Origin of the sequence: Photobacterium sp. GB-1 (assembly GCF_003026165.1) — a bacterium.
Classification (GTDB): Bacteria; Pseudomonadota; Gammaproteobacteria; order Enterobacterales; family Vibrionaceae; genus Photobacterium.
This window is the reverse complement of the sequence record NZ_PYOB01000001.1, coordinates 17648-43397: the sequence shown is the minus strand read 5'-3', so window position 1 is coordinate 43397 and position 25750 is coordinate 17648. Positions and strand designations below refer to the sequence as shown.

The following is a 25750-nucleotide window of genomic DNA, read 5'->3' as shown; positions in this document are numbered from 1 at the left end:
TCCGGATCGGCGTAGACATCGCCTTTATAAGCCATTTTGGACTCCCGCGTGTTTTTCAATGATATCTTTGAATCGAAGAGGATCGACAGAAGCAAAATAAGTCACAGGGTGAGCTGTTTTAATTTGCTCTTTAGCATTGGCTGTCAGTACGTCGTAACTACTGTCGTTCAATACTTTGTCGGATGTTTTTACTTTTTGAACCCATTGGTCAAAGTCGGCATTGTCTACAGCGTGTGCTTTGAACTTCATGTTGGTAAAACCAAAGCCGCTATAGTTCGCAGAAATGCCACGATAAACGCCTTCTTCTTCTGCCATTAGGTGAAGTCTATTTTCCATCCCAGCCATCGCGTACACCTGGCTACCAAGTTGTGGGATGAAGAATGAATTCATCGTGGTATCAGATGTAACTAAGAATCTCACTGGGCGGTTTACAGGAAGCGCGATTTCATTAACCGTTGCTATTTGCTGTTCAGGGTAGATAAACAGCCATTTCCAGTTCATTGCAACAACTTGGATAGTCAACGGTTTTTCTTCAGACGCAATCTCTTTACGCGGGTCGAGAGAATATGAGGTTTGATAAGTGATCCAACCTAGCGCAAGAATGATTAAACAAGGAACGGCCCACACAATCACTTCGATTTTTGTGGAGTGCTCCCAATTTGGTTTGTATTCCGCATCTTTATTACTGTGACGGTATTTATAAGGGAAATACACGGACATCAGCAAAACAGGGACTATAATTATCGCCATCAAAAGTACTGATGTAATGATCAGTGTAGACTGGGCTTGGCCAATCGAACCTTTTGAATCGAATAGAACCATGTTACTGCTAGTAAATAGAAACGTTAAAAGTGCTACTGATAATATTGCAAGGATCGTTATCCCAACTTTCCTGCTACGTGTTATCTTCATTTTTCCTCCCTGACCTTGTACTACTTTCATTTAATCCAGTAATGAAAATCAGAAGACTGCTTTAAAAGAATTGTCAAATATTTATTATTGATTTGTAATTATTTAACGTGTAAACAAAATTTAGAAATTTGTTATGCGTTATAGATATTAACCGTGTCTGATTTCCTTCTTTTGTTCATAAGGTTTATGACTGCAATTTAATGGCAAAAGAAAGCAATGTAAAACACATGTTGTATTTTGTTGCAAAATGATGATGTTCGTTGCAAATTTTCACTGATTTCGTACAAAAAAACAATGGTGTTGTGTTCAAATTTTAATGAATGTGTACATACATAGCTTAATGATTCGAGTGACTAATATAGGGACTTTTATGTAACTTAAGAATTTTGCTTGCATTCTCTTTGGTTATGATTTTCTTAATATTTTATGTTTTAAAGTACGATATGGATCATTTTTGTGAGTCACTTTGTTCCTGATGTTTTTATGATTTTCTAACCCAAAATGCTTGGGTGATTAAGATCTCATTTTTTTGTTGCTAATTTAAGTTTTGTTACCAAATCGAAACATTAAAGATGGGGGTTAGTTTGTTTTAACTTTCTATGTTTTTTTCTTGATTATTGGCTGATTGCACTCTTTAGCTTTAGATAGGTTAGGACTGTCAATGACGATAGAATTGAGAACGAATGTTGAATCCAGCAAAATTTATCGATATTCAGAAATGAGTAAAAGGCGTGAATCATGGGTATCAGTTAAGACACACCAACATCGATTGAACCGCAATCAATGATTAGAATGAATCAAGAGACACTTTATATGGCGGGTGTTCTGATGTTGTTGCTGGAGTACAGATACCCTCCTAGAAATGAAGGATCGGTATGTTTCGCTAGTGGTGGTTTATGAGCTAAACAGAGAAAATTTAGCGAGTGATTATGCCGCTTTCATGGTTCGGATCTATCAAGCTAACCAGATAGTATAGATGGACGGTGGACGTTTCCAAACACTGTAAAAACATCCAAGTAAGAGAAAGTAAAAAACCGATCAGTTGATCGGTTTTTATATTTTAAATCAATATGATATCTGCGAGTTATTCTTCTAATTCGCTTTTGGTTTTTTCTTGCTGAGTAATGCTACCTACTTCAAGTAGAGGAGCGACATCAAGGTGCTCGGCATTCATCATGGTTGAAATACGCTGTACTGATGACAGTAACAGTGATTGTTCCCAATCGTCCAATTCTTGGTATTGAGAAATAAAGCTATCTTGTAACGGCAATGGCGCTTTTTCAAGTAGCGCTAAGCCATCTTCGGTAAGGTGAGCATGCACTTTTCGTTTGTCTAATTGGCTACGCTGACGTACCACTAAACCGCGTTTTTCTAGTCGATCAAGGATGGTCGTAGCCGTTGCTTGGCTCATATTAGTATTATTAGAAAGCTGACGAATAGTTACTTCTTCACCTGATGCTTTAATCGCTCGCATCAAAACTAATTGAGGCCCTGTCAATCCTGCGTTTTTGTTCAATTTTCTTGAATGCAGATCGATAGCGCGAATAATTTGTCGAAGAGCAATCAGTACTTCTTCGTGCTTGTCCATGTAAATCTCCAAATCTTACAGCGGCATATTACGTGTTGAGATTTATCACTGTGGTAATAAATCTCAATGTTGCAATATGTATGATTACGCTAGCTATAGCAAAGATTATACGTGAAAAACATCGAGATAATCGTTATATCTGTTCGAGTTATGGTTTTTTTAAAAAATTAAATGCAAATTATTATCATTAAATGCGGCTGATGTGTTTCAAAATGTTACCAATCTGATATTATTGTAAATAATAACAATTATCAATTAGATTTCTATTCTTGATTTTATTAAGAAACGCTCTAACAAGGAAGGCGCTTTAATGAACAAAACATTGACTCACACTCTGATTGCAGCAGCGATTTTTACGTTGCCTACCGTGACACTAGCGGCAACCAAGCAAGAGGTGGTGACGCATTATGCTGATCTTGCACACAGTGTTTATAGTGATGCATTAACGACCGCAAAAGATTTAGATAAAGCGATTGCTGCTCTTGTTGCTAATCCTTCTGAAAAAACACTTTCAGCAGCACGTACCGCATGGAAAGCTTCTCGCGTTCCTTACCAACAATCTGAAGTATTCCGTTTTGGCAACGGTATTGTTGATGATTGGGAAGGACAATTAAATGCATGGCCGTTAGATGAAGGTTTAATTGACTACGTAGCGAATGATTACCAACACGAGCTTGGTAATGAAGGTGCAAAAGCGAATATCGTAGCAAGCAAAACCCTGAATGTGGGTAATAAAGAGATTGATGTTACTAAGATCACGCCTGAATTGATTGCTGGGTTAAATGAATTAGGCGGTTCTGAAGCAAATGTGGCTTCTGGTTATCACGCGATTGAGTTCTTATTATGGGGACAAGATCTTAACGGTACTAAGAGTGGCGCTGGCGATCGTAAATTTACAGATTTTGTAAAAGGCGAAGCGTGTACTAACGGTAACTGTGATCGCCGTGCTGATTATTTAACGGCTTCTTCTCAACTGTTGATTAACGATCTGCAATGGATGGAAAAGCAGTGGTCAGCAACAGATGCGAAGAACTACCGTAGTGAACTACTAGCAGAATCAGCAGATAACGGTTTGCGTAAAATGCTATTTGGTATGGGCTCTCTTTCATTAGGTGAGCTTGCTGGTGAGCGTATGAAGGTGGCATTAGAAGCCAATTCAACGGAAGACGAGCACGATTGTTTTTCAGATAACACCCATAACTCGCATTACTACAATGAGCAAGGTATCTATAACGTTTACACGGGTACTTACACCCGTACTAATGGTGAAGTGTTAACAGGTCCAAGTATTAATGACCTAGTGGCAGCGAAAGATAAGAAAGCCGCGGCTGAAATTAAAGCTGAATTTGATAAAACTCGCGCTCAACTCCAAACACTGGTTGATTCAGCTGAAAAAGATAACCAACACTTTGATCAACTTATTGCTACAGATAATAAAGCCGGCCATGCGTTGGTGAATAAATCTATTATGGCGTTAGTGCAGCAAACGGCTGAAATTGAAAAAGCGGCAAGTATTATTGGGGTAAGTAACCTAAATCCTGATACAGCAGATCATCAGTTCTAAACGACTTACTGCTCAACAAAAATATAAAGAATAAGTCGCCAGCAGTTAGGGCGACTTTATTCGTATTTTAATAATAAGAATCTATGAGTGTGAGTATGAAGTTTTTAGCAACGATATTGATGTCGTTAGGGTTACTGCCTGTTATCGCGTCGGCAGAATCATCTCTTCCTGATACAAAACCAAAGTATACCCAAGAGCAACTGGCAAAAATTAAATCTGGCGGTGATACCACCACGCCAAAAACAGGTGCCAATGCCTTTTCTTTGCCTTCAAGTAATTTGCCAATGTCTAAGCGATTAGATTTCAGTGTTGGTAACAGTTTTTTTCGTAATCCTTGGGTACAAGCCCCTGCAACAACCGATGCCCGTGATGGTTTAGGGCCGTTATTTAATACCAACGGTTGTCAGAATTGCCACATTAAGGATGGGCGCGGTCATCCACCTGAAAAAGGCGATATTAATGCTGTCTCTATGCTGGTGCGTTTAAGTATTCCAGCACTAACAGATGCCCAGAAAAAACAGTTGATTAAAACTGGCACAATTCCAGAGCCGACTTATGGCGGCCAATTACAAGATTTTGCCTTGCCTGAAGCTAAACCAGAAGGGCAAATAGCATTAACCTACACTGATGTACCTGTGACGTTTGCTGACGGTGAGGTGATAACCCTACGTAAGCCTAATTTAACTATTACGGATCTCAATTATGGCCCAATGGCAGACGATGTAATGCTGTCTGCACGTATTGCGCCACCAATGATTGGATTAGGTTTGTTAGAGCATATTCCAGAACAAACGTTAAAAAGTTTTGTTGCAGAGCAAGTGGCAGAAAATACAGGCGTAAGTGGAAAGTTAAACCAAGTGTGGGATGTGCAAGAAAATAAAACGGTGATTGGACGTTTTGGTTGGAAAGCCGGACAACCCACTTTAATGCAACAAAATGCTGCCGCGTTTAATGGTGATTTAGGCTTAACCAGTGCGTTATTTGAACAAGAAAACTGTAGTGATGCGCAATCAATTTGCCAAGAGTTACCGAATGGCGGAAAACATGAAGTCACAGACAAAGTGCTCAAGTTTGTTGAATTTTATTCGCAGCATTTAGCGGTACCTGCGCGTCGAAATATTACTGATCCTCAAGTTATGAAAGGCGAAAAGTTGTTTTCTGATATTGGCTGTGAAAGTTGTCACCGCACGAATATTAAAACGGCTACTGTCCCTGATCTTCCAGCGTTATCTGAACAAACTATCAACCCTTACACCGATTTATTGCTACACGATATGGGTGAAGGGTTAGCAGATAATCGTCCGGAGTTTTTAGCGAATGGGCAAGAATGGCGAACACCGCCGTTATGGGGTTTAGGTTATACCGAGGAAGTGAACGGACACACTAACTTTTTACATGATGGGCGTGCTCGAACAGTTATGGAAGCGGTGTTATGGCATGGCGGTGAAGCGCAAATGAGCCGCGATAAAGTGTTGCAACTGCCGTTATCTGATCGCCAAGCATTAGTCGCGTTTTTAAATTCACTGTAAAAGGAGCGGTATTGTAATGAAGAAGTATGCAAGCCAATCTCAGATTATTCTTACCGTTTGTACAGTGGCGTTAAGTATTATGACCACAGGTTGTAGTGAAGATAGCACTGACGATAGTACTGACGTTTCACAATCAGAGCCCAAACCAACACCACTGATTGGAAATGTAAAACCTACGGAGACGTTAGGTTTTAATCTTACGGCTGTTTATGAACTGTCATTGGATGCCGCAACAAAGTATCAGCAATCGACCCGTTTACTGCATGATAGCGTGAATCATATTTGTACTCAGTACAGTGATGCATCTATAAAAGCAGCGCAAGAGGCATGGTTAACAACCATGCAAAGCTGGATGGCATTACAAGGCCGAGAAAAAGGCAGTGAAGAAGCTTTAGCGTTAAGCTGGCAAGTGCAATTTTGGCCTGACAAAAAGAACACCACAGGTAGAAAGCTTAAACAGTTATTACAGTCTGAGAAAACATTTAGTAGCCAAGACATTGCTGATCAAAGTGTGGTTGTGCAAGGTTTAGGTGCTGCTGAGTGGTTTTTATTTCAAGAGCAAAAGCAGTTATCTCAGGCTAATTATTGTCAGTTAGCCGATGCAATAACAGGGCATATGGTACAAACCGCTTCAGCTTTAGTCTCAGAGTGGAAACATAACCCATGGCAAACATTACCACCGCCATTAGCCTTGGGTGAATATTTAGGCGCACTCAATAACCAGCTTGATTACACCCTTAAAAAACTGACGCGTCCAATGGGTAAACCGGGTAAGCCAAAACCCTATCAAGCGGAAGCGTGGCGTTCACAAACATCAATGGTGAGTTTAAAAGCGAGTGTTGAAGCATTACACCAGTTATATTTAGCCAATGGTAAAGGTCTACATGCTTTATTGATTAATGAAGGACATGAGATCACCGCAAATCGTATTAATCAGCGCTTTGAACTGTTGTTAGCCGATTGGCCTCAAGAAAAGAGCATGGGAGCATTACTAAAAACAAAAGCTGGATACCGTGAATTAATTAATGTGTTTAATGGGCTGGAATATATTCAGTTAGCGTTACACGATGATGTTGCGGCAGAGCTAGGTATTGTGATGGGGTTTAATGCAACCGATGGCGACTAATTTATCGAGGCGTAAATTATTACGTTATGCGCTTTCATCTGCTAGTGCTTTACCGTTTATGTCGTTAACAGGCTGTGATGCCAGCGCGAGACATGGTGTTTCAGCACAATCACACAGTCAGCCCAAACTGATTGGTTGTAGTCGAACCGCAGCGGGGAAATTTGCTGCTGTTGTGGCTGATTTATCAGGAAATCCGCTGTTGAAAATTATGCTACCTGCACGAGGTCATGGTATTGCGTTGCAACGTAATGGCTCATTAACCGCAGTGTTTTCACGCCGTCCTGGGCAATATGTTCAAGTGTTTGATCATAAATCAGGTACAGAGTGGGGCTTACGAGCAGCAGATCCTAATCGTTACTTTTACGGCCACGGTGTTTTTTCTGATGATGGCCAGTATTTGTATACAACGGAAGGAGAATCCGCAACCAGTCGCGGTATTATTGGGGTCTATGAGGTTAGGCAAGGTTTACCTAAAGTGGCTGAGTTTAGCGATTTTGGTATTGGTCCTCATGAGGTGATTTGGGCTGATAATAATACCTTAGCGGTGGGGGTTGGTGGGGTGCATACCCAAGGAAGAACACCGTTAAACCTTGATTCAATGCAGCCTGCATTAGTGTATGTAGATAAGCGCCGAGGTGAGATTGTTGATCAAGCCGAACTTGCAGATAAGCGTCTTAGTATTCGCCACCTTAGCTTAATGGATAATGGTGGTATAGCTTGCGGTCAACAGTATCGTGGTGAGCCTGAACAGGCCGCACCGCTGGTGGCAACGCATCAACGGGGGCAAGCATTACACGCTTTATTGGCGGAGGATGAACAATGGTTGAGGTTTAATCATTACATTGCCAGTATTGGTTCGATTGATGGCTATTTATTAGCAACCTCACCAAGAGGGAATTGTTACGGTATTTGGGATCAATCAACGCGAGAGTTAGTTGAGGTGAAGCCTTTGGTTGATGCTTCTGGCGTTGCAATGCTAGATAACCATTGGGTTGTTGGCTCAGGCGCAGGGAAAATACTCAGTATTGATACCCATTTTAAAAAGACGTCAAAACAAAGTGTGATTATGTGGGATAACCATTGGGCACTGTCTGCTGTCTAATCACGGTATTTTCTACGGTTAAATTATAAATGCTGTTTCTTCTTATTATTAAGAAACAGCATTGTTTTTTGCAATATGCAAACATTATTGCTATTAATTCCCCGTTTCCTTTCTATTCTTGTAGATATATTTAACTTTAACTAAATTGCGTCTACATTTAATTCTCTAAATACTATTATTAGTAATAGCGAAGTAGTGCTTGGGGACTTCTATGACTATTTGTAAGTATTGGTATTTCACCTCTGTATTATGCTTATTTTCTATTAATCTTGCAGCTTCATCTGATTTATCATCTCACTCTACAACAGAAAATAAAACGATTGAAATAAAAGATAAGCAAATTATTACGTCTGAATTAATACATTCATCAGGTGAAGAAATATTTAGCAATAATCATACCGTTAGTCAGCAATATCAAATAGCGAAAGGCTGGGTAACAGATATTGCTAATAATGTACAAGGTATTCAGTATCTTGATAAATTGGCTGAGTTGTATTTTACGGTTGGATATAGTCAAGTGTGGCAAGATCAAATTGCTATGGCTGAATTTGAAGATCAACTTTATTTATTGTCATTAACAAAAGTTTCTCCTGATTTAACCCGTCGTTATCATAATTTAAAACGTTATCGAAAGAGTGATGATTGGCGCTATTACGATGTGTTGGCAACTGATACATTATTTGCATATATGGGTTTTATTGAAGCGGTACAGAAAAAAGGAAACTTATGGTTATTTGGTGATATACCTCCCACAATACTGCCATTACCTTCTGATGGGTTTATAGACAAATTATTAACAAGCCATGAACAACAACGTTTACGTAACTTTATTGCTAAGTTAAAACCATTCGATAATGAATATACAGAGCTTGTTACTGCGTTAAATAAACTTAACGAGATAAAAGATACTCGATGGCCTGTCTTTTTATTTAAAGGCAATATTCACCCAGGACAGTATGTTAACAATATTGAGGGTGTTGTCACTGTGCTGGAAACATTAGGCGATATGACGGCATTAGAAGCGAAGAAAGTACGTACTCAAAAAAGAAAATATTTAACAGGCCCTGTTTTGCTCGCAGTAAAGCGTTTTCAACAGCGACACGGTTTAAAGAGTGATGGCGTAATAGGCGCCCACACCCAGCAATGGTTAGCATTAAATATCAAAGAGCGTATTCGGCTATTGGCACTAAATGCACAACGTATGCGATTATGGTCGGTCAAGCCAGACACTGGCATTGTGGTGAATATTCCCAGTTATCATATGGACTTATGGCTTGGCGGTGAAAGGGTACTGGGAAGTAAAGTCATTGTTGGACGCCCATCAAGACAAACGCCTATGATTGATTCTGATATTCAATCGGTTGTCTTTAATCCCTATTGGAATGTCCCACATTCTATTATGAAAAAAGATATTATGCCGAAGGTGAGAATAAATCGAAATTACTTGTCTAGCAATAATTATGAAGTGCTAAAAGGATGGGAGAATGCACAAAAAATAGCTATTAATTCAATTCCATATTATTTGTTATCACCGAATCGTTTTCCCTATCGTTTAAGACAAAAGCCAGGAAAGAAAAACGCATTAGGAGTATTTAAATTTAATTTCCCGAATAGCCAAGCTATTTATTTACATGATACCGCTTCGCGATTTTTATTTGAAAAGCATGACCGTGCATTAAGTTCTGGTTGTATTCGAGTTGAACAGGCAAAAAATTTAGCAAAGATACTATTAGAATATTCAGGAAGTAGTGAAGAACGTTTTAATCATTTATCTGAAAGTAAAAAAACGCGCACGATAGTGTTAGGTAATAGTAAAAATGTACCTGTAGATTTAATTTATCAGACTGCGTGGGTCGATGAGTTAGGCTTAGTGAATTATCGTAGTGACATATATCAGTATGACCGCGATCAAGGAAATAATAGTTCGTTAATTTCTGCTTACAATTACTGAACTAGATAACCCCATGAAAATAAATAGTAGTTCTTTCGCCATTAAAAATATGTGACATGGCTCTTTGACTACTTTATTAATGATGGATATCGTGCTGGAAAAAGCGGGTGGTATACGCCTTGCATTATTCCAATAAATAGCACGTTTTTTATCATGAGTTGGTATGTCAGAAATTAATATTAATCGCCGTAAATTCCTTGCTCTCGGCGGAGCGGTTGTCGGTTCTTGTTTATTACCTAATATAGCAATTGCCAGCCCATTTAAAGCTTCCGATCCTCGTGATCTATTGATTCGTAATCTTCATACAGGTGAAGAGTTAGAAACAAAGTATTTTAATGGAAAAACGTATGTCGGCTCTGCGGTAAGACAAATTGATCATCTGTGTCGTGATTTTAGGCAAAATGAAGTGGCTCGCATTGATCGTCGTTTATATGATGCAATCTCACAAATTCAGACATATTTAGGCCATGAAGGCTATGCTCAACTTATTTCGGGCTATCGTTCGCCAAAAACCAACAAAATGTTGGCAAAACGCAGCGGTGGCGTGGCGAAAAAGAGTTATCACATGAAGGCACAAGCTATCGATTTTAACCTTGAAGGTGTTCCATTATCAAAAGTTCGCCAAGCGGCAATGGATCTGAAAATTGGTGGTGTGGGTTATTACCCTGGAAGCCAGTTTGTGCATATTGACACAGGTCCGGTACGTAACTGGCGCGGTTAATTAGATGCTATAAATCGTCGCTATATTTTTATAAATAATCGTGGCATTCTTTCGGCTTATGTTTATGGCTAGGATGTTAAGCGAGTATGAGTCTTAAGTATCAAATTGTTCCTGTTACACCGTTTCAGCAAAATTGCTCAATTATTTGGTGTGATGAAACAAACCAAGCGGCGATTGTTGATCCTGGTGGTGACATTGAACAATTAACCAAGGTGGTTGACGAACTAGGGTTAACGGTTACTCAACTTATTTTAACCCATGGTCACCTTGATCATGTTGGAGGTACAGCGCCTTTAGCTCAGTCTTTAAATGTGCCGGTTATTGGCCCACATAAAGATGATGAGTTTTGGCTACAAGGCCTACCGCGTCAAAGTGAAATGTTTGGCTTTCCGATGACGGAAGCATTTGAGCCAACGCAATGGTTAAACGATGGTGATGAAATTCATGTCGGTAATCAAACTTTGCAAGTTCTCCATACCCCAGGACATACACCTGGACATGTGATTTTATTTAGCAATGACGCTAATGTTGCATTTGTTGGCGATGTGCTATTTAAAGGGGGAATTGGTCGAACTGATTTTCCTCGTGGTGATCATCCAACATTGATCAACGCGATTAAAACTAAGCTGTGGCCATTAGGTGATGATGTGACTTTTGTACCGGGTCATGGTCCATTATCGACATTTGGTCATGAGCGAGCAACAAACCCATTTGTTGCTGATGAAATGCCATTATATTAATGCGATTTTCTATTCTATAAAGTGAGGCGATAGCCTCACTTTCTTCTATTTGCGACCTCTCTTCAGTTTGCGCTCCGTCACATTTTTACGTCAATTTCACCTGAATTAGGAATTATTCCTAGTTATTTTAGGTCGCCTTCTCATGCCTCAACGGTTAGGCATCGATAAAATCCTCGGCAATGATCATCTATCCATTTTTATTGGTATATCCCAATTTAATCACACGTTTTTGAATGATGGTGATCCCTGCACTGTGAATGTTAATGGTAATAACAGTACTCCGATTGGGCGTATTGATCATAAAAACATCCATAGCATCGATTTTTCAGTGACTATCTGAGGATTTCACATGTTAAAACTGCTTACACAGGTAAGAAAACCAACGCTTGATTTACCTTTAGCTGTTCGTAAGAAAATGTGGCTTGCGCCATTCTTACGTTCATACCTCGTAGTATTTGTTAGCTACATGGTAATGTATTTCATCCGTAAGAATTTCAATATTGCGCAAAACGACCTGATCTCTGATTACGGTATGAGTATGACGCAACTAGGTACCATTGGTCTTGGTTTCTCTATTACTTATGGCATCGGTAAAACAGCATTAAACTACTGGTGTGATGGTAAAAACTCGAAAAATATTTTGCCATTGGGCTTATTATTGTCTGGTTTATGTATGCTGGGCTTTGGTTTAGTCATGGGGCCATCAATGGGCTCGTTTTACATGATGATTGGCCTGTATGCATTATCGGGTTTATTCCAAAGTGTGGGTGGCTCTAACTCGTACTCCACTATTTCAAAATGGACCAGTAAAAAGAACCGCGGTACGTTCCTTGGTATGTGGAATATTTCGCACAACATCGGTGGTGCGGGTGCCGCAGGTGTTGCACTATTTGGTGCAAACTACTTCTTTAATGGTAATGTTGCGGGTATGTTTATCGTACCGTCAATTATTGCAATTGTTGTTGCGTTAATTGGTTTTAGCATGGGTAACGACAGCCCTGAATCTTATGGTTTAGGTACCGCTGAGGAGCTATTTGAAGAGCCAATTTCTGAAGAAGATAAAGCGGTTAACGAAAACCAGATGAGCAAGCTGGAAATCTTCAAAACCTATGTGCTGTACAACAAGGTTATTTGGCTACTATGTTTTGCTAATGTATTTCTTTACGTGGTACGCATTGGTATCGACCAGTGGTCAACGGTATACGGTTACGAAATACTAGGTTTTGATAAAGAAACCGCTATTTCTGGTTTCACCATGTTCGAAACGGGCGCATTGATCGGCACATGTTTATGGGGTTTCTTCTCTGACTTAATCAATGGTCGTCGTGGCTTAGTTGCGTGTATTGCTCTTATTGGTGTGATTGCAACATTAGGTTTCTACCAACATGCGGATACAATTTTTGCTTACAGAGCATCATTATTTGCACTTGGTTTCTTAGTCTTTGGTCCACAGCTTCTTATTGGTGTTGCGGCAGTTGGCTTTGTTCCTAAGCAAGGTATCGCGGTTGCCGATGGTATTAAAGGTACGTTTGCTTACCTAATCGGTGATAGCTTTGCGAAATTAGGTTTAGGTATGATCGCTGATGGTACGCCTATTTTCGGTCAAACAGGTTGGGCGGGTACATTCGTTGCGCTAGATACGGCTGCAGTCATTTGTTGTGTGATCATGGCAATTGTTGCTGTCCTTGAAGAGCGTAAGATTTACCGTGAAAAGAAAGAAAACCAGCAATTAGCAACTAACTAATTAGCAGCTAATGTTTTAGAAAAGCGCTTTGATCACCAAAGCGCTTTTTTGTATCCATGTATTTATGAATGCCAATAGGGAATAAATCTCAAGTAAAGCACTTGCTCACAGTAATATGAAAGGGTAGTTTATGGCGTTTTTCTCTATAGGTATTCAGGTAATGATCAAAATTGCTTTGGTTGATGACCACGTTATTGTGCGTTCTGGCTTTGCTCAGCTATTAGCTTTAGAGCCTGATATGGAGGTTGTTGGGCAGTTCAGCTCTGCTGCAGAAGCGCGAGTAGGTTTACCTGGTTTAGATGCTACGGTATGTATTTTAGATATTTCTATGCCTAACGAAAGTGGTTTAACGTTACTTGAAGATCTTCCATCAGGTATTGCCAGTATTATGCTGAGTGTTCATGACTCTGCAACGGTAGTAGAAAAAGCATTAAGTTTCGGCGCTAAAGGTTTTTTAAGTAAACGTTGTAGCCCTGATGAATTAGTTCAAGCAGTGAGAACAGCAGCGCAAGGCGGTTGTTATTTAACTCCTGATATCGCGATTAATTTAGTCTCACCTAATTGTAATAAACAAGCATTAGGAACATTGACGAAACGTGAGCATCAAATTAGTGAATTACTCGCAACAGGGCTTGATGTTAAAGCCGTCGCGGTAAAATTGGGTTTAAGCCATAAAACGGTACATGTTCACCGTGCGAATGCGATGGATAAATTGGACGTAAAAAATAACGTTGAGCTTGCTAAGTTCTTTAGCGGGGATGTTATCTAGTGCGTAGCTTTAGCCTAACATCACTTTGTGTTTGGTTATTTGTTTGCTGTAGTTGGTTCTGCTTATGGGGTATTTCATATTACTTCATTATGGATCCTATTCTCGCAACGGTGTTTTTTCCTTTTGCACTTAGGCTTGGTTTAACTCTTCATAGCTCTAAAAAGTATTGGCTTGCTATCTATAGTGCAGAATGGAGCGGATTACTATTACTGGCATTATCTTTGCCGCAATATAGTTGGCTGGCTTTATTTATTGCCAGTATGTTATCGATACCTGTCACCTTACTTGCGCGGCGTTACTATAAAGGTGTGCAGTGGCGTTTACTTACTGTTATGGCGATTGCGATAACAACGTTAGCACTGATCAATATGCTGGTATTGAATGGGGTGCACTTGTTTGACCTTTTCAATACTCGCCGACTCGGTTTTATTTTCCTTATTAGTATGACGAGCGGCTTAATGTTGGTACCGAGCTGTTATTTGATTTGGAATTATTTGTTTCAAAAGGAGTGGATACCATTAACAGTCGATGTGGTTTCTCGTCCGGTTGAATTTCGTAGCCAGCATCTGTTCTTTTTCTGCCTATTATTCATTGCCAACATCTTATTGCAGGTGCATTTACCTGAGCAATTGAGTTTGTTTGCGCCATTTTGTTTGGCAATTCCGATTATAGTATTAGCTTTTCGTTATGGTTGGGAAGGGGCATTACTGGGCACCTTACTTAATAGTATTGCTTTAATTGCCGTTCGTAGTGAAGTGAGTTCAATTGAAACCGTTGATTTGTTGTTGTCGTTATCAGCACAAAGTATCACCGGGATCTTGCTGGGGATTGGGATCCAACATCAGCGAGATTTAAATAAAAAACTGTCGAAACAATTAAAACGCAATTATTCCTTATCACGTCAGTTGGTTACGGCTGAAGAGTCTGTAAGACAAAATATCGCGCGAGAATTACATGACGAAATTGGACAAAATATTACCGCAATACGCACTCAAGCCAGTATTTTAAAACGTGTCGAAACATCACAGGCTGGTGAATCTTGTGCCTCTTCGATAGAGCAATTATCGCTAAATATTTATGACACAACAAAAGGCTTATTGTCGCAATTACGGCCAAAAACACTGGATGATTTAGGCTTAAAAGCAGCGATTGAACAAGTGATCAGAGATTTACACTTTGAAGCACAAGAGATTGATGTCGCAATGTCTTATCCAAAAGGTATTGATGATGTGATGTCAGATATGCTGCAAATCACGCTGTTTCGTGTCGCACAAGAAGCACTTAATAATATTGCAAAATATGCAAAGGCAACGGAAGTGCTGATCACATTGTCGGTTGATGACAATATCACGATGGAAATAGAAGATAACGGCGTGGGTTTTAAAACCAGTGATACATTGAAAGGCTTTGGTTTACGTGGGATGAAAGAGCGTATTGAAGCATTAGGCGGTCAGTGTGTTATTACCAGTCATACTCAGCCAAAAGCTGAATTACAGATGTACTATGACCATCCGCCTTTAGCTGGGACTAACATTCGTGTTGTACTGCCACAACTTAGCTCTCTCTCATAGGTTTAGAACCTTTAGACGATAATAGAATTATGAATATAGACGCGACTCAAGACACGGCTCAACGTTATCGTTATTGGCGTATTCACATTATGGTGAGTATGTATATTGGTTATGCTGCCTTTTATTTAACCCGTAAAAACTTCAGTTATGCCATGCCTGCAATTATTACTGATTTGGGGTGGGATAAAGCCGATATTGGCCTAATGGGCACATTATTTTATATCACTTACGGCTGCTCGAAATTCATCTCTGGGATTGTTAGTGATCGTTCTAATCCTCGTTACTTTATGGGTATTGGGCTGATTGCGACCGGTGTAATTAATATTCTATTTGGCTTATCTAGTTCGATTGTCGCGCTCAGCATATTATGGATATTAAATGCATGGTTTCAGGGCTGGGGATGGCCTGCCTGTTCCAAGTTATTAACAACGTGGTATTCACGCTCTGAGCGTGGCAGGTGGTGGTCTATCTGGAATACTGCACATAATATGGGGGGCGCAATGATCCCCATTATTGTTGGTTTCACTGTGCTCCATTTTGGCTGGCGTTACAGTTTCTATATTCCTGGCATCATTGCTGTGGTTATCGGTTTATTTCTTTGTTGGCGTTTACGCGATAAACCGACGTCAATGGGATTACCCAGTATTGGACACTGGCGCAAAGATCACTTAGAAATTGCCCATGAAAATACAGGCAAGGGGTTATCACAAAAGCAGATCCTGTTTCGTTATGTACTCAATAATAAATATATTTGGCTATTAAGCCTTAGCTATATTCTGGTCTATATCGTTCGGACAGCGATTAACGACTGGGGTAATTTATACCTTACCGAACAATATGGTTATAGCTTGATCACGGCTAATAGCGCGTTATCATTATTTGAAATTGGTGGTTTTTTAGGCTCGCTGGTGGCTGGGTGGGGATCGGATAAAATATTCTCAGGCAATCGCGGGCCGATGATCTTATTGTTTTCAATCGGTATCTTTTTGTCTGTCGCCGCGCTGTGGTTAATTCCAATATCGAGCTTTGTTTTACAGGCGGTGTGTTTATTTACGATTGGCTTTTTTGTATTTGGCCCTCAAATGCTTATTGGGATGGCGGCGGCTGAGTGTTCACATAAAGACTCTGTCGGTGCTGCAACCGGATTTGTAGGACTATTTGCCTATATGGGCGCAGCACTTGCGGGTTACCCATTAGCGATAATTATGCAGCATTACCATTGGATGGGATTCTTTGTCGTTATTTCTGTAGCGGCTGCTGCGATAGGGTTATTGTTATTACCATTTTTAAGAGCGCAACATGGCGACGCTATTGGCGTATAGCGGCCGCTTTATAACGCCTTAATAGGCCAATAAAATCATTAATTGGCCTATCTAATGTGTCTTCAGAGATGAAGAAATCAAAGCCTAAGAACTCACGATTATATTTCATACGGTGTGCTAGCATCGCTCTTAAGCCTTTAAAGACATGACCATTAGGCGTTTGGTAAGGTTCATCATCAAATAACACATCTTCTATTGTGTTATTCGCAACGTCACTATTTTTAATGGCCATAACTAATAAAATACGCTGCTCAATAATAATGCGTGCGGCCAATCGAGGACTGATGCTGTTAATAAAATCATCATAATCGTTGAGTTTAATACCGATCCAAGGAACAGGCTGTTGCCAGCCTTGGTGGTTTATTTCAGCTTTACCTAATTGAGATATATTATTCCAAGTGGTTGACCAACCACCGTAACGACTATGATATTGGCAATGCATGAATGTAAGTGTGAACAGATATTTTGAGTCACAGATGTAACGAATAACGATAACGGCACTAACCCCAATAATAATAGTGGTAAAAATGGTTGTTTGCAGTGTCATATTAGGAATAAAAAAGGTAAGGCAGCTAGCACTAATCGACGCTGTAAAACAAAAAACAAACAGCATTACATTAGGGGTAATAGGGGCTGACTTTACATGATAGGTTTCCATTGTTTTACTCCAAATCAAATCATCAATTTATCTTACGTTATGGAAATGCGTAGCGATCGTTTTGATTACTCAAAATATTGCACATCAACGGCATGTTCATGATAGATGCCTACATGTTTTGTACTTATTAAGTATATATGAAGAATATAGAAGGAATTTTTTGCTTAAAATCATATTTATCGGTTGATATGTCGTCGTTTGCTGGCATTTCTCTGACATACTTGATATAAAACGCGCTTACTTTTTCCCGCTGGCATAGTGGTGACTGAAAGTAGTGCAACGGAGTAGGAAATTTAATGAGAATCTCTCACAAACGTAAAGTACAGCTAAAACTTCAAAAACAGACGCCTGTTTTTGCTGAATTAGCGACCAAAGCAGCGCCTAAAAAAGCAGCTAAACAAGCACCAAGTGTTGAAACAGTGAAAGCTGCACCAGCGGCAAAAGCTGTAGAAGCAAAAAAAGAAGTTAAACCGACACCTGCTAAAGCAACAACGGCAGTATCATTAACTCCTAAGCAGCAACAAGTGTTAGATATTGTTGTGAAAAATGCTGAAGGTTTAAACCCTAAAGGCATTGGCTTAGAAGCTGGCCAGGAAGATGCGAAAGCGGCTTCTTGGGCTACAGGTGCGTTAAAAAAATTGACCGAAGAAGGGTTAGTTGAGCGCATCCAATTGGCTGGCAACAAAGTTTTATACAAAGCACTTTAATCAGCCAATCCCGCTTCTTTTTAAGAAGCGGGGGTTTTTATTCTTATTTATATCCCTTCTAAAATATTTTCTTCTGCTAATATTAAGTTCTACTTTATTATTTATGCATCGTTCCGATTATTTATAATAATAATTATTTTAATGCTATAAATATAATAATGAATTAATATCCATAATTTATTAGATTACGTTTAATATTTATTAGCTTACGTTTTATATAGCGTTTATTTGGATGTTAATTTCAAGGAGCTCGAAGCATTTGGAGTTAATGATCTATGACAATGATAAGTGCGAGAGAATTTTCAGATTGGTTGATTGATCGTTTTGCTGAAGATAATCAAGGCGTTTCTTTAACGCGGGAAGATATAAATATATTAACGGGTAGACAAAGTTTCTCGTTAGGGTTTGTTCATGATATTCACTATGAAGTGATGCGCCATAATATGGCTTTTGTAACTGATACTACACGTGAAATGTTCTATCTTGTTCCTATTGCAAAAAGGCCTTGGAAGGAACAACTAAATAGAAATTACGAGCGAGATTTATATTGTAATGTATTACCATTAAATAAATCTGGCTAATTTTATGTTGTTTAAATTAGTCAAACTTGCATAAAAAAGACATATAGCTGTTACGGTAGGAAATAAAAAAGAGGACATAATGTCCTCTTTTATTGCTCATCTTTTATATTATAAGACGGCAGCAATACCTTTACATAAAGGCATCATATTATCTTTTGTCATACCCGCAACACTAATACGGCCTGAACCAACAATATAAATAGCAAAATCATTTTTAAGTTGTGTAACTTGGTCTTTTGATAAACCAGAGAACGAGAACATACCGTTTTGGCGTTCAATGAAGCTAAAGTCGTTAGTGACACCTAACTCTTTTAATGTTGCTACAAATAGCGTACGCATTTCTTGGATACGATCACGCATATCAGCAACTTCTTGTTCCCATTCTGCACGCAGCTCAGCGTTGTTTAGGATGGTTGTTACAATCGCAGCACCGTGAGCTGGTGGGTTAGAATAAATAACACGTGCGATAGATTTCACTTGGCTAAATGCTGTGGCTGCTTGCTCTGCAGTTTTACCAACAAGTGTAAATGCACCTACACGTTCATTGTATAAACCAAAGTTCTTAGAGAATGAACTTGCTACCAGTAATTCTGGCAGTTGATCTGCAAAGATGCGTAAACCTTGCGCATCCTCTTCTACACCGCGTGCAAAGCCTTGATAAGCAAAATCAAACATTGGTAGTAGTTTTTTCTCAATGCAGAGTTTTGCTAACACTTGCCATTGTTCTGTTGTTGGATCAATACCCGTTGGGTTATGGCAGCAACCATGCAGAAGAACAATATCGCCTTCGCTAGCCTGGCTTAAATCAGCAATAGCCGCGTCAAAGTCAATATCACTTGTTTCAGCGTTATAGTAAGAGTATTGCTGTGTTTCAAGACCAGCAGCGCCAAAGACACCATGGTGGTTAGCCCAAGTAGGATTACTGATCCATACTTTTACATCACCCAATTGACGCTTAATAAATTCAGCGGCAACACGTAATGCACCAGTACCACCAGGTGCTTGAGCGGTTTGTGCGCGTTTTTCAGTGATGATTGTTGCATCGTTACCAAAAAGTAGCTCTTGAACCGCTAGGCCGTATTCAGGCGTACCAGGAATGCTTAGATATGACTTTGTTGTTTCTTTTTCAAGTAAAATAGCTTCTGCTTTTTTTACTGTGGCAAGGACAGGCGTATTACCTGTTTCATCTTTATAAATACCAACGCCTAGATTAATTTTTGTTGCGCGTGTATCTGCTTTGAATTCTTCTGTTAAACCTAAAATTGGGTCAGCAGGAGCTGCTGTAATTTTCTCAAACATATTTGGTCATCCGTGGCGTTAATAAATGGTAATGTCTATTTATACCCTTTGTCATAGAACCTTTACAAGAAAATGCAACAAATTAGTCATAATTTTTATTCATGAATTAAGTCTGACTTTTTTTTTCCTTAAATCGAGACAATGCACTGGTTGCTTCTGAGCGTTTAATCAGCTTAAAAATAAGGTCATTCTCTTTGTCAATACAATCAATTAGCTGTTGGCGTGAATGGTCAGATAGGAGTTTTTTAGTGTGCTGCAATGCTTCTTTAGGTAAAGCGATAAGTGCATTAGCACAGTGCACAGCGTGTTGTTCAGGTTGAATGGTTATTTGATTGATAAAACCAAGAGATAGCGCTTCTTCTACTGTCATTTCCTCGCCAAGCAGTAACATTGCTTTGGCTTTTCGTTCGCCGAGTAATTGCGGTAATAATAAGCTTGAACCAAATTCAGGGCATAATCCGAGCTTTACAAAGGGAAGAGTGAAGATTGTATTAGGAGTGGCAAAAATAAAGTCACAGTGTTGTAACAGTGTCATACCTATTCCAATAGCAGCACCAGAAACCGCGGCAATAATAGGCACAGGACAGTCAATCATAGCGAACATAAAGCGTTCAATAATCGCTCTATTTTTTTGTGTTTGAGTGCTATCTGCCTGTGCTAACTGAATAAAATCTTCAATATCATTACCACTGCAAAAAATATTAGCATTGCCTGTAATAATAACGACGGATATATCATCATTTTTTGCTCGTTCTAACTGTTGAGCAAGATCTTGATACATAGCAAGGCTAAGTGCATTTTTTGCGGAAGGGCGGTCAATAGAGAGCGTAAGAATATGATTTGATAAAGATGAAGTGATCATGTTGCCATCCTTGAACAATGAGTGATCTATCAAGGATGGCATATTACAGTCATTATTTGCTAATTTAGTATCAAAAGTAAGCAGTCGTCAGCAATAACGTCATTAAATAATCGTTGATTGATTACGGCCGTTATGTTTTGACTGATATAACGCATCATCACTGACTTTATATGCTTCAGTAAATGATAATGTGTCCGACACCGTACCCCCAATTGAAATTGTGACATCAATCCCATGGATTGGGTATACCTGAATAATATGTCGTATTTCTTCTGCCTTCAGCTCTAATTGCTCTTTTGTCATAACCGGGAAGCTTAAAATAAATTCTTCCCCGCCCCAACGTATAGCGATATCACTTTGGCGGATACATTGATTAACTCTTTCCGCGACAGTACGTATTACTTCATCGCCCATTTCATGACCATAGGTATCATTTATAGACTTAAAGTTATCAATATCAATAATTAACAAATAGAAGCTTTTTTGAGAAAGAAGCTTTTTCTCATAGTAATCACGTCGATAGAAATGCGTCATAAGATCGCGTTGTAACGAAAATTTTCTTCTTTTCAATCTTGAACGTAATAGCTGAATCATGAAGGTTAAAAATAATGCAGGCGTAAGCGATACTTTTAAAATAGCCAATAAGTTTACACCTACATAAAAGGGATCTTGGCTAGCACAAGGTAATAGTTCTTTTATGTTATAGCCATGCTTTGCTGGGTTTTCATAAAGCACCGTTTTGAATTCGTTATTGTAACTTTTAAGTGCTTCATGAAGTAAGTTACTTTTGATATCAATAGCCAGCAATGCATCTAACTTACGATTATTGTAGATAGGGTAATATAATGATCTGATATTTTGGTTAGATCCTTCTTCTACATACCTTTCAGTCAATTTTAAATTACAGCCATAAAAATAGCGGTAAGTTTCACCAAGACCCTCTCGTTTAATAATTCGCTTTATTATATCGTTGTCATGATTATTTTTATAAAGTTCTAAATAAAGAGGTCTAGCGGGATCAAAATGGACATAGTCAGCAGGATTTTCAAAAACAGCAATCGTCCAGATGTTATTATCTGTAAGCTCATCGAGTTGAGAGCGTAGACGGTTTATTCCTGTTGATAATAATTTCACATCTGAAGGTTTTTTTACCCAAACGTCAACGTCATTGTAATCGTGCAACCCTTTTGGGATAAAGGTGGTGCTTGTATTGTTGTAGTATGAACTAAAACGTCGACTTACAGAGTAAATAGAATTAATTTTTTCAAAATATTGCTCATGAAATTCGTCTAAATGATAGGCGTTGTAAGCGAAATATCCACCTGATATTCCTATGAATAAAAGAGAGAAAAGTTTAAGGCTACTGATTAAACTTTTGTTTTTATTTGTCAACTTACCGAACATTTGCAATATCAATACAAGAAATTAAGGATGGGATTTTATATCTTAAAAGTATAAATTCAATCATATTTGCCATCTCTTTGATGAGGATATTTTATTGTATCAAGAAGTAAAATCTATCGAATTTTTTTTATTCATATTAGATACAATTAAAGCACATTTATGGGTTTTGAGTAAGGTCATAGCGGTGTTTTTAATCCTATTGTAAAAATATCAAGACAGCTGACTGCTATTCTTATTTTCATGAGTTATGGATTCGAAAAGATAACTGCATCTTGGTTATCTTACCTTATTACCTATTCGACTATTGCTTCTGATATAAAAGATTATGGCAAAAAATTAGATACAGATTATGGGTTAGAAAGACAATAAATCGAAAAATATCAACGTGTAGTAAAGCCGCTCAAATACAATTAAGAGTGTTAGAATATGATAGTCATGATATCCGCTATATTGGTGTAAAAATAGGAGCTGATAAACTAAGCACTTCGAACGGACTCATTGACTTTCCAATCATTTTTGTAATAAGTGTTTATCTTTTCATTCTGAATATGATGATAGTTTTACACCCACAAGTTGGTTCATAATGTGTTCTGATTTAGGTCATTTGAATGGACTGGTTGTCGTTAATCGTTATTTAAAAGATAAATTAAACCAGAGAAATATTTATTATTACTGGTTAATATATTTCTTATTATTGTGCTTGATCGCAGCGGGTATTATTGACTATTTCATTCTCAGCTGGGATTAAAAAGTTATTAGGAGTAGGGTGAAAAAATAATGAATTTATTTCGTATTATCAACCTATTATATCTCTTGATAAGAAGATTTAAGAGTATTATTACTCAAAACCTGTGCCGTTTAACAACCTAGACTTTAATGATTAACGTCGTTTAATGTCATTGTTAATCAGATTTCTTCAAAATGGATGATAAAAGAAAGGCTGCCAATAGGGCAGCCTTTTTGCGTTTTGCAATTCTAAACTAAATACGATTAGAAGTTTGCAGAGCGTGGAGTACGTGGGAATGGGATCACGTCACGTACGTTACCCATACCAGTTACGTAAGAGACTAGACGCTCAAAGCCTAGACCGAAACCAGCGTGTGGAACACTACCGTAACGACGTAGATCGCGGTACCAACCCATGTGCTCAGGATCTAGACCCATCTCAATCATACGTGCATCTAGAATGTCTAGGCGCTCTTCACGTTGAGAACCACCGATGATTTCACCAATGCCAGGTGCCAATACGTCCATCGCTGCTACTGTCTTACCGTCGTCATTCAAACGCATGTAGAATGCTTTGATGTCTTTCGGGTAGTTCTTAACAATTACAGGTGCTTGGAAGTGTTCTTCTGCAAGGTAACGCTCGTGCTCAGAAGACATATCAATGCCCCACTCAACATCGAACTCGAACTTACGGCCAGAGTCTTGAAGGATCTTAATTGCATCAGTGTAATCAACTTGTGCAAAGTCAGATGTTACGAACTTCTCTAGGCGAGAAATTGCGTCTTTGTCGATACGTTGAGCAAAGAACTCAAGGTCGTCACGACGCTCTTCAAGTACCGCTTTGAATACGTACTTCAGCATGTCTTCAGCAAGTTTAGCTACATCGTCAAGTTCTGCGAATGCAACTTCAGGCTCAACCATCCAGAACTCAGCTAGGTGGCGGCTTGTGTTTGAGTTTTCAGCACGGAATGTTGGGCCGAAAGTGTAAACCTTGCTTAGTGCACACGCATATGCTTCAGCATTTAGCTGACCAGAGACTGTTAGGAAAGTTTCTTTACCAAAGAAATCTTTGTCAAAGTCTACTTCGCCTTTATCAGTCATTGGAATGTTAGCCATGTCTAGCGTAGATACACGGAACATTTCACCGGCACCTTCACAGTCAGATGCTGTGATAAGTGGTGCAGACATCCAGAAGAAGCCTTGCTCGTGGTAGAAACGGTGGATCGCTTGAGATAGACAGTTACGAACACGTGCAACAGCGCCGATCACGTTAGTACGTGGACGAAGATGTGCAACTTCACGTAAGTACTCAATTGAGTGACGAGTTTTAGCCATTGGGTAAGAATCTGCATCTTCAACCCAACCAACGACTTTCACGTTGGTTGCTGCTAGTTCAAAATCTTGACCTTTAGCAGGAGATGCTACGATTGTACCGGTAACCTCAACAGAGCAACCAGTTGTAAGCTTAAGTACTTCATCCTGGTAATTATTTAACTCATTAGGGACCACGGCCTGAATCGGGTCGAAACAAGAGCCGTCATAAATGGCAAGGAAAGAGATCCCAGCTTTGGAATCACGACGTGAGCGAACCCAACCGCGAACAGTAACTTCACTGTCTACCGCTAGTTTGCCGCTTAATACGTCTGTTACAGGCGCGTAAGTCATGTTTAAATCATTCTCCGTTTAGGCACTGACTTTGGAATTAAAGTATCTCGTGCTTAAAGATATTTATGTATTAGCAATATTACCTTTCTTACGACAAGCATCAAGTATTGATATCAATCAAATGATAAATTGATGAAAGAAATAGGCAATTTGAGGTGATAGTTGGTTAATTATCGGTCATTTGCAAGAAACCGCTTCGCTTTAGCGTTGTAAAACATTAAAGCGAAGCGGTTTTTTGATAAATGTTTTATAAATCAAGCAAAGTACAGAGCGATTAAGCGATGGCTAGATATTTGTGTGTTTGGATCGATAAACGCCAGTTACGTTGAATACATGTTTCAATACATAGTTCTGTTGCACGTGGCTTTTGACTGATAGGTTGAAGCGCAATCGTGACATCAGGTTTTAGCGTCACGCCATCAATGAGCGCATCAAGTTGTTCAATGTCTTTGCTAGTGCCGACAGGGTGCTTGATCTCGTTAGCACGCGCGAGGGAAGAAGCTAAGACGGGCAACTTTGCTTTCATGTTAATTTTTGGCGATACCGTTACCCAAGTATTATCACTGGTTTGAATTTCAGATGTGCCACTGGTTTCGATCTGACAATTAAAGCCAGCTTCTTCTAGTGCATGAGTTAAAGGACGAAGATCGTAAATACAAGGTTCACCGCCTGTAATAACAATATGTTTAGCCGTATATTTTTGATCTTGTAATAATTGCACTACACCATTAGCGTCAAGATTAGTCCAAAGTGGTGAGTCCCCAGTTTTAGCCATGATCTGCTCTAAGCTAACTAAATCTTGTGGCTCTGCTGTCCAAGTTTGTTTGGTGTCACACCATGAGCAGCCAACAGGGCAGACTTGTAATCGAACAAAAATTGCAGGCACGCCAGTAAATACACCTTCACCCTGAATTGTTTCGAATACTTCGTTAATTTTGTACACGTTGAACCTCTTATTTTCACGTCTATAACCATTCTAGTGTCAATGAAACATGATCATTATTAGAAAAGTTACTGCGTGAAATAAATCCGCTAATTAAAAAAAAGAGTAGGCAAAAAAGCCTTTTTTTCATTATCGCAGAAGCGAAACTCAATGTCTTTAGTCGTTGATAGTGATACTTGTCACGTACTGACGATAAGAGGCTTCACAATTACTTCGCAAAGTAAAAAAATTAGTTTCCGAAGGTTTTTAAGCTGATTTTTCTCAGG

21 protein-coding genes are annotated in these 25750 nt (G+C 39.1%); 13 read left to right on the top strand and 8 right to left on the bottom strand.

Features of this window, described 5'->3' with window-relative positions; translation table 11 throughout:
• Nucleotides 1-24: 24 nt before the first annotated feature.
• The gene (cyoA, locus tag C9J45_RS00185) at nucleotides 25-912 is read right to left on the bottom strand and encodes a ubiquinol oxidase subunit II (protein WP_107205779.1); all 888 of its coding nucleotides are present in this window, start codon (nucleotides 910-912) and stop codon (nucleotides 25-27) included.
• A 1084-nt stretch (nucleotides 913-1996) separates the two neighbouring features.
• Nucleotides 1997-2500, bottom strand: coding sequence for a MarR family winged helix-turn-helix transcriptional regulator (locus tag C9J45_RS00180; RefSeq protein WP_005367205.1), 504 nt, complete (start codon nucleotides 2498-2500; stop codon nucleotides 1997-1999).
• Between the two features lie 310 nt (nucleotides 2501-2810).
• On the opposite strand from C9J45_RS00180, the gene C9J45_RS00175 reads away from it, so the two are divergent.
• The 11 genes from C9J45_RS00175 (at nucleotide 2811) to C9J45_RS00125 (ending at nucleotide 16639) form a co-directional block, all read left to right on the top strand.
• A complete protein-coding gene (locus tag C9J45_RS00175) occupies nucleotides 2811-4064 on the top strand; it encodes an imelysin family protein (protein ID WP_107205780.1) in 1254 nt (417 codons plus the stop codon).
• 95 nt (nucleotides 4065-4159) lie between these two features.
• The gene (locus tag C9J45_RS00170) at nucleotides 4160-5593 is read left to right on the top strand and encodes a di-heme oxidoredictase family protein (protein ID WP_107292005.1); all 1434 of its coding nucleotides are present in this window, start codon (nucleotides 4160-4162) and stop codon (nucleotides 5591-5593) included.
• Between the two features lie 16 nt (nucleotides 5594-5609).
• Entirely contained in the window at nucleotides 5610-6719 is a 1110-nt protein-coding gene (locus C9J45_RS00165) for an imelysin family protein (RefSeq protein WP_107292004.1), read from the top strand.
• Nucleotides 6700-7821, top strand: a complete 1122-nt coding sequence (locus C9J45_RS00160; RefSeq protein WP_199189192.1) for a DUF1513 domain-containing protein — start codon at nucleotides 6700-6702, stop codon at nucleotides 7819-7821. Before C9J45_RS00165 ends, C9J45_RS00160 begins: the two co-directional genes overlap by 20 nt.
• A gap of 211 nt (nucleotides 7822-8032) precedes the next feature.
• On the top strand, nucleotides 8033-9772 hold the full coding sequence (locus tag C9J45_RS00155; RefSeq protein WP_107292003.1) for a murein L,D-transpeptidase: 1740 nt from the start codon (nucleotides 8033-8035) through the stop codon (nucleotides 9770-9772).
• 172 nt (nucleotides 9773-9944) lie between these two features.
• Nucleotides 9945-10493, top strand: coding sequence for a YcbK family protein (locus C9J45_RS00150; RefSeq protein WP_199188045.1), 549 nt, complete (start codon nucleotides 9945-9947; stop codon nucleotides 10491-10493).
• 86 nt (nucleotides 10494-10579) lie between these two features.
• Nucleotides 10580-11233, top strand: coding sequence for an MBL fold metallo-hydrolase (locus C9J45_RS00145; RefSeq protein ID WP_005367216.1), 654 nt, complete (start codon nucleotides 10580-10582; stop codon nucleotides 11231-11233).
• 349 nt (nucleotides 11234-11582) lie between these two features.
• Nucleotides 11583-12977 (top strand): hexose-6-phosphate:phosphate antiporter, encoded by a 1395-nt coding sequence (gene uhpT, locus C9J45_RS00140; protein ID WP_107205787.1) that lies wholly within the window; start codon nucleotides 11583-11585, stop codon nucleotides 12975-12977.
• A gap of 160 nt (nucleotides 12978-13137) precedes the next feature.
• A complete protein-coding gene (gene uhpA / locus C9J45_RS00135; protein WP_107205932.1) occupies nucleotides 13138-13746 on the top strand; it encodes a transcriptional regulator UhpA in 609 nt (202 codons plus the stop codon).
• The gene (uhpB, locus tag C9J45_RS00130; protein WP_107292002.1) at nucleotides 13746-15317 is read left to right on the top strand and encodes a signal transduction histidine-protein kinase/phosphatase UhpB; all 1572 of its coding nucleotides are present in this window, start codon (nucleotides 13746-13748) and stop codon (nucleotides 15315-15317) included. Before uhpA ends, uhpB begins: the two co-directional genes overlap by 1 nt.
• 29 nt (nucleotides 15318-15346) lie before the next feature.
• Nucleotides 15347-16639, top strand: a complete 1293-nt coding sequence (locus C9J45_RS00125) for an MFS transporter (RefSeq protein WP_107245407.1) — start codon at nucleotides 15347-15349, stop codon at nucleotides 16637-16639.
• Here the strand turns inward: C9J45_RS00125 and C9J45_RS00120 are convergent.
• Entirely contained in the window at nucleotides 16626-17297 is a 672-nt protein-coding gene (locus tag C9J45_RS00120) for a DUF2982 domain-containing protein (RefSeq protein ID WP_107205790.1), read from the bottom strand. The two genes, C9J45_RS00125 and C9J45_RS00120, sit on opposite strands and share 14 nt — an antisense overlap.
• Nucleotides 17298-17593: 296 nt before the next feature.
• Here C9J45_RS00120 and C9J45_RS00115 point away from each other — a divergent pair, with 296 nt between their 5' ends.
• Both C9J45_RS00115 and C9J45_RS00110 read left to right on the top strand, forming a co-directional pair.
• Nucleotides 17594-18004 (top strand): MarR family transcriptional regulator, encoded by a 411-nt coding sequence (locus C9J45_RS00115; protein WP_107205791.1) that lies wholly within the window; start codon nucleotides 17594-17596, stop codon nucleotides 18002-18004.
• Nucleotides 18005-18279: 275 nt separating this feature from the next.
• Nucleotides 18280-18585, top strand: a complete 306-nt coding sequence (locus C9J45_RS00110) for a hypothetical protein (protein ID WP_107205792.1) — start codon at nucleotides 18280-18282, stop codon at nucleotides 18583-18585.
• Between the two features lie 108 nt (nucleotides 18586-18693).
• Here C9J45_RS00110 and C9J45_RS00105 read toward each other — a convergent pair whose 3' ends face one another.
• The 5 genes from C9J45_RS00105 to queE all read right to left on the bottom strand — a co-directional run bounded on the left by C9J45_RS00105 (nucleotide 18694) and on the right by queE (nucleotide 25484).
• Complete coding sequence (locus C9J45_RS00105; protein ID WP_107205793.1) at nucleotides 18694-19884, bottom strand: amino acid aminotransferase; 1191 nt, start codon at nucleotides 19882-19884, stop codon at nucleotides 18694-18696.
• Between the two features lie 106 nt (nucleotides 19885-19990).
• Complete coding sequence (locus tag C9J45_RS00100; RefSeq protein WP_107205794.1) at nucleotides 19991-20746, bottom strand: enoyl-CoA hydratase-related protein; 756 nt, start codon at nucleotides 20744-20746, stop codon at nucleotides 19991-19993.
• Between the two features lie 102 nt (nucleotides 20747-20848).
• Nucleotides 20849-22150, bottom strand: coding sequence for a GGDEF domain-containing protein (locus C9J45_RS00095; RefSeq protein WP_107205795.1), 1302 nt, complete (start codon nucleotides 22148-22150; stop codon nucleotides 20849-20851).
• Between the two features lie 990 nt (nucleotides 22151-23140).
• A complete protein-coding gene (asnS, locus tag C9J45_RS00090; protein ID WP_107205796.1) occupies nucleotides 23141-24541 on the bottom strand; it encodes an asparagine--tRNA ligase in 1401 nt (466 codons plus the stop codon).
• Between the two features lie 274 nt (nucleotides 24542-24815).
• The gene (gene queE, locus C9J45_RS00085; RefSeq protein ID WP_107290393.1) at nucleotides 24816-25484 is read right to left on the bottom strand and encodes a 7-carboxy-7-deazaguanine synthase QueE; all 669 of its coding nucleotides are present in this window, start codon (nucleotides 25482-25484) and stop codon (nucleotides 24816-24818) included.
• Nucleotides 25485-25750: the final 266 nt, after the last annotated feature.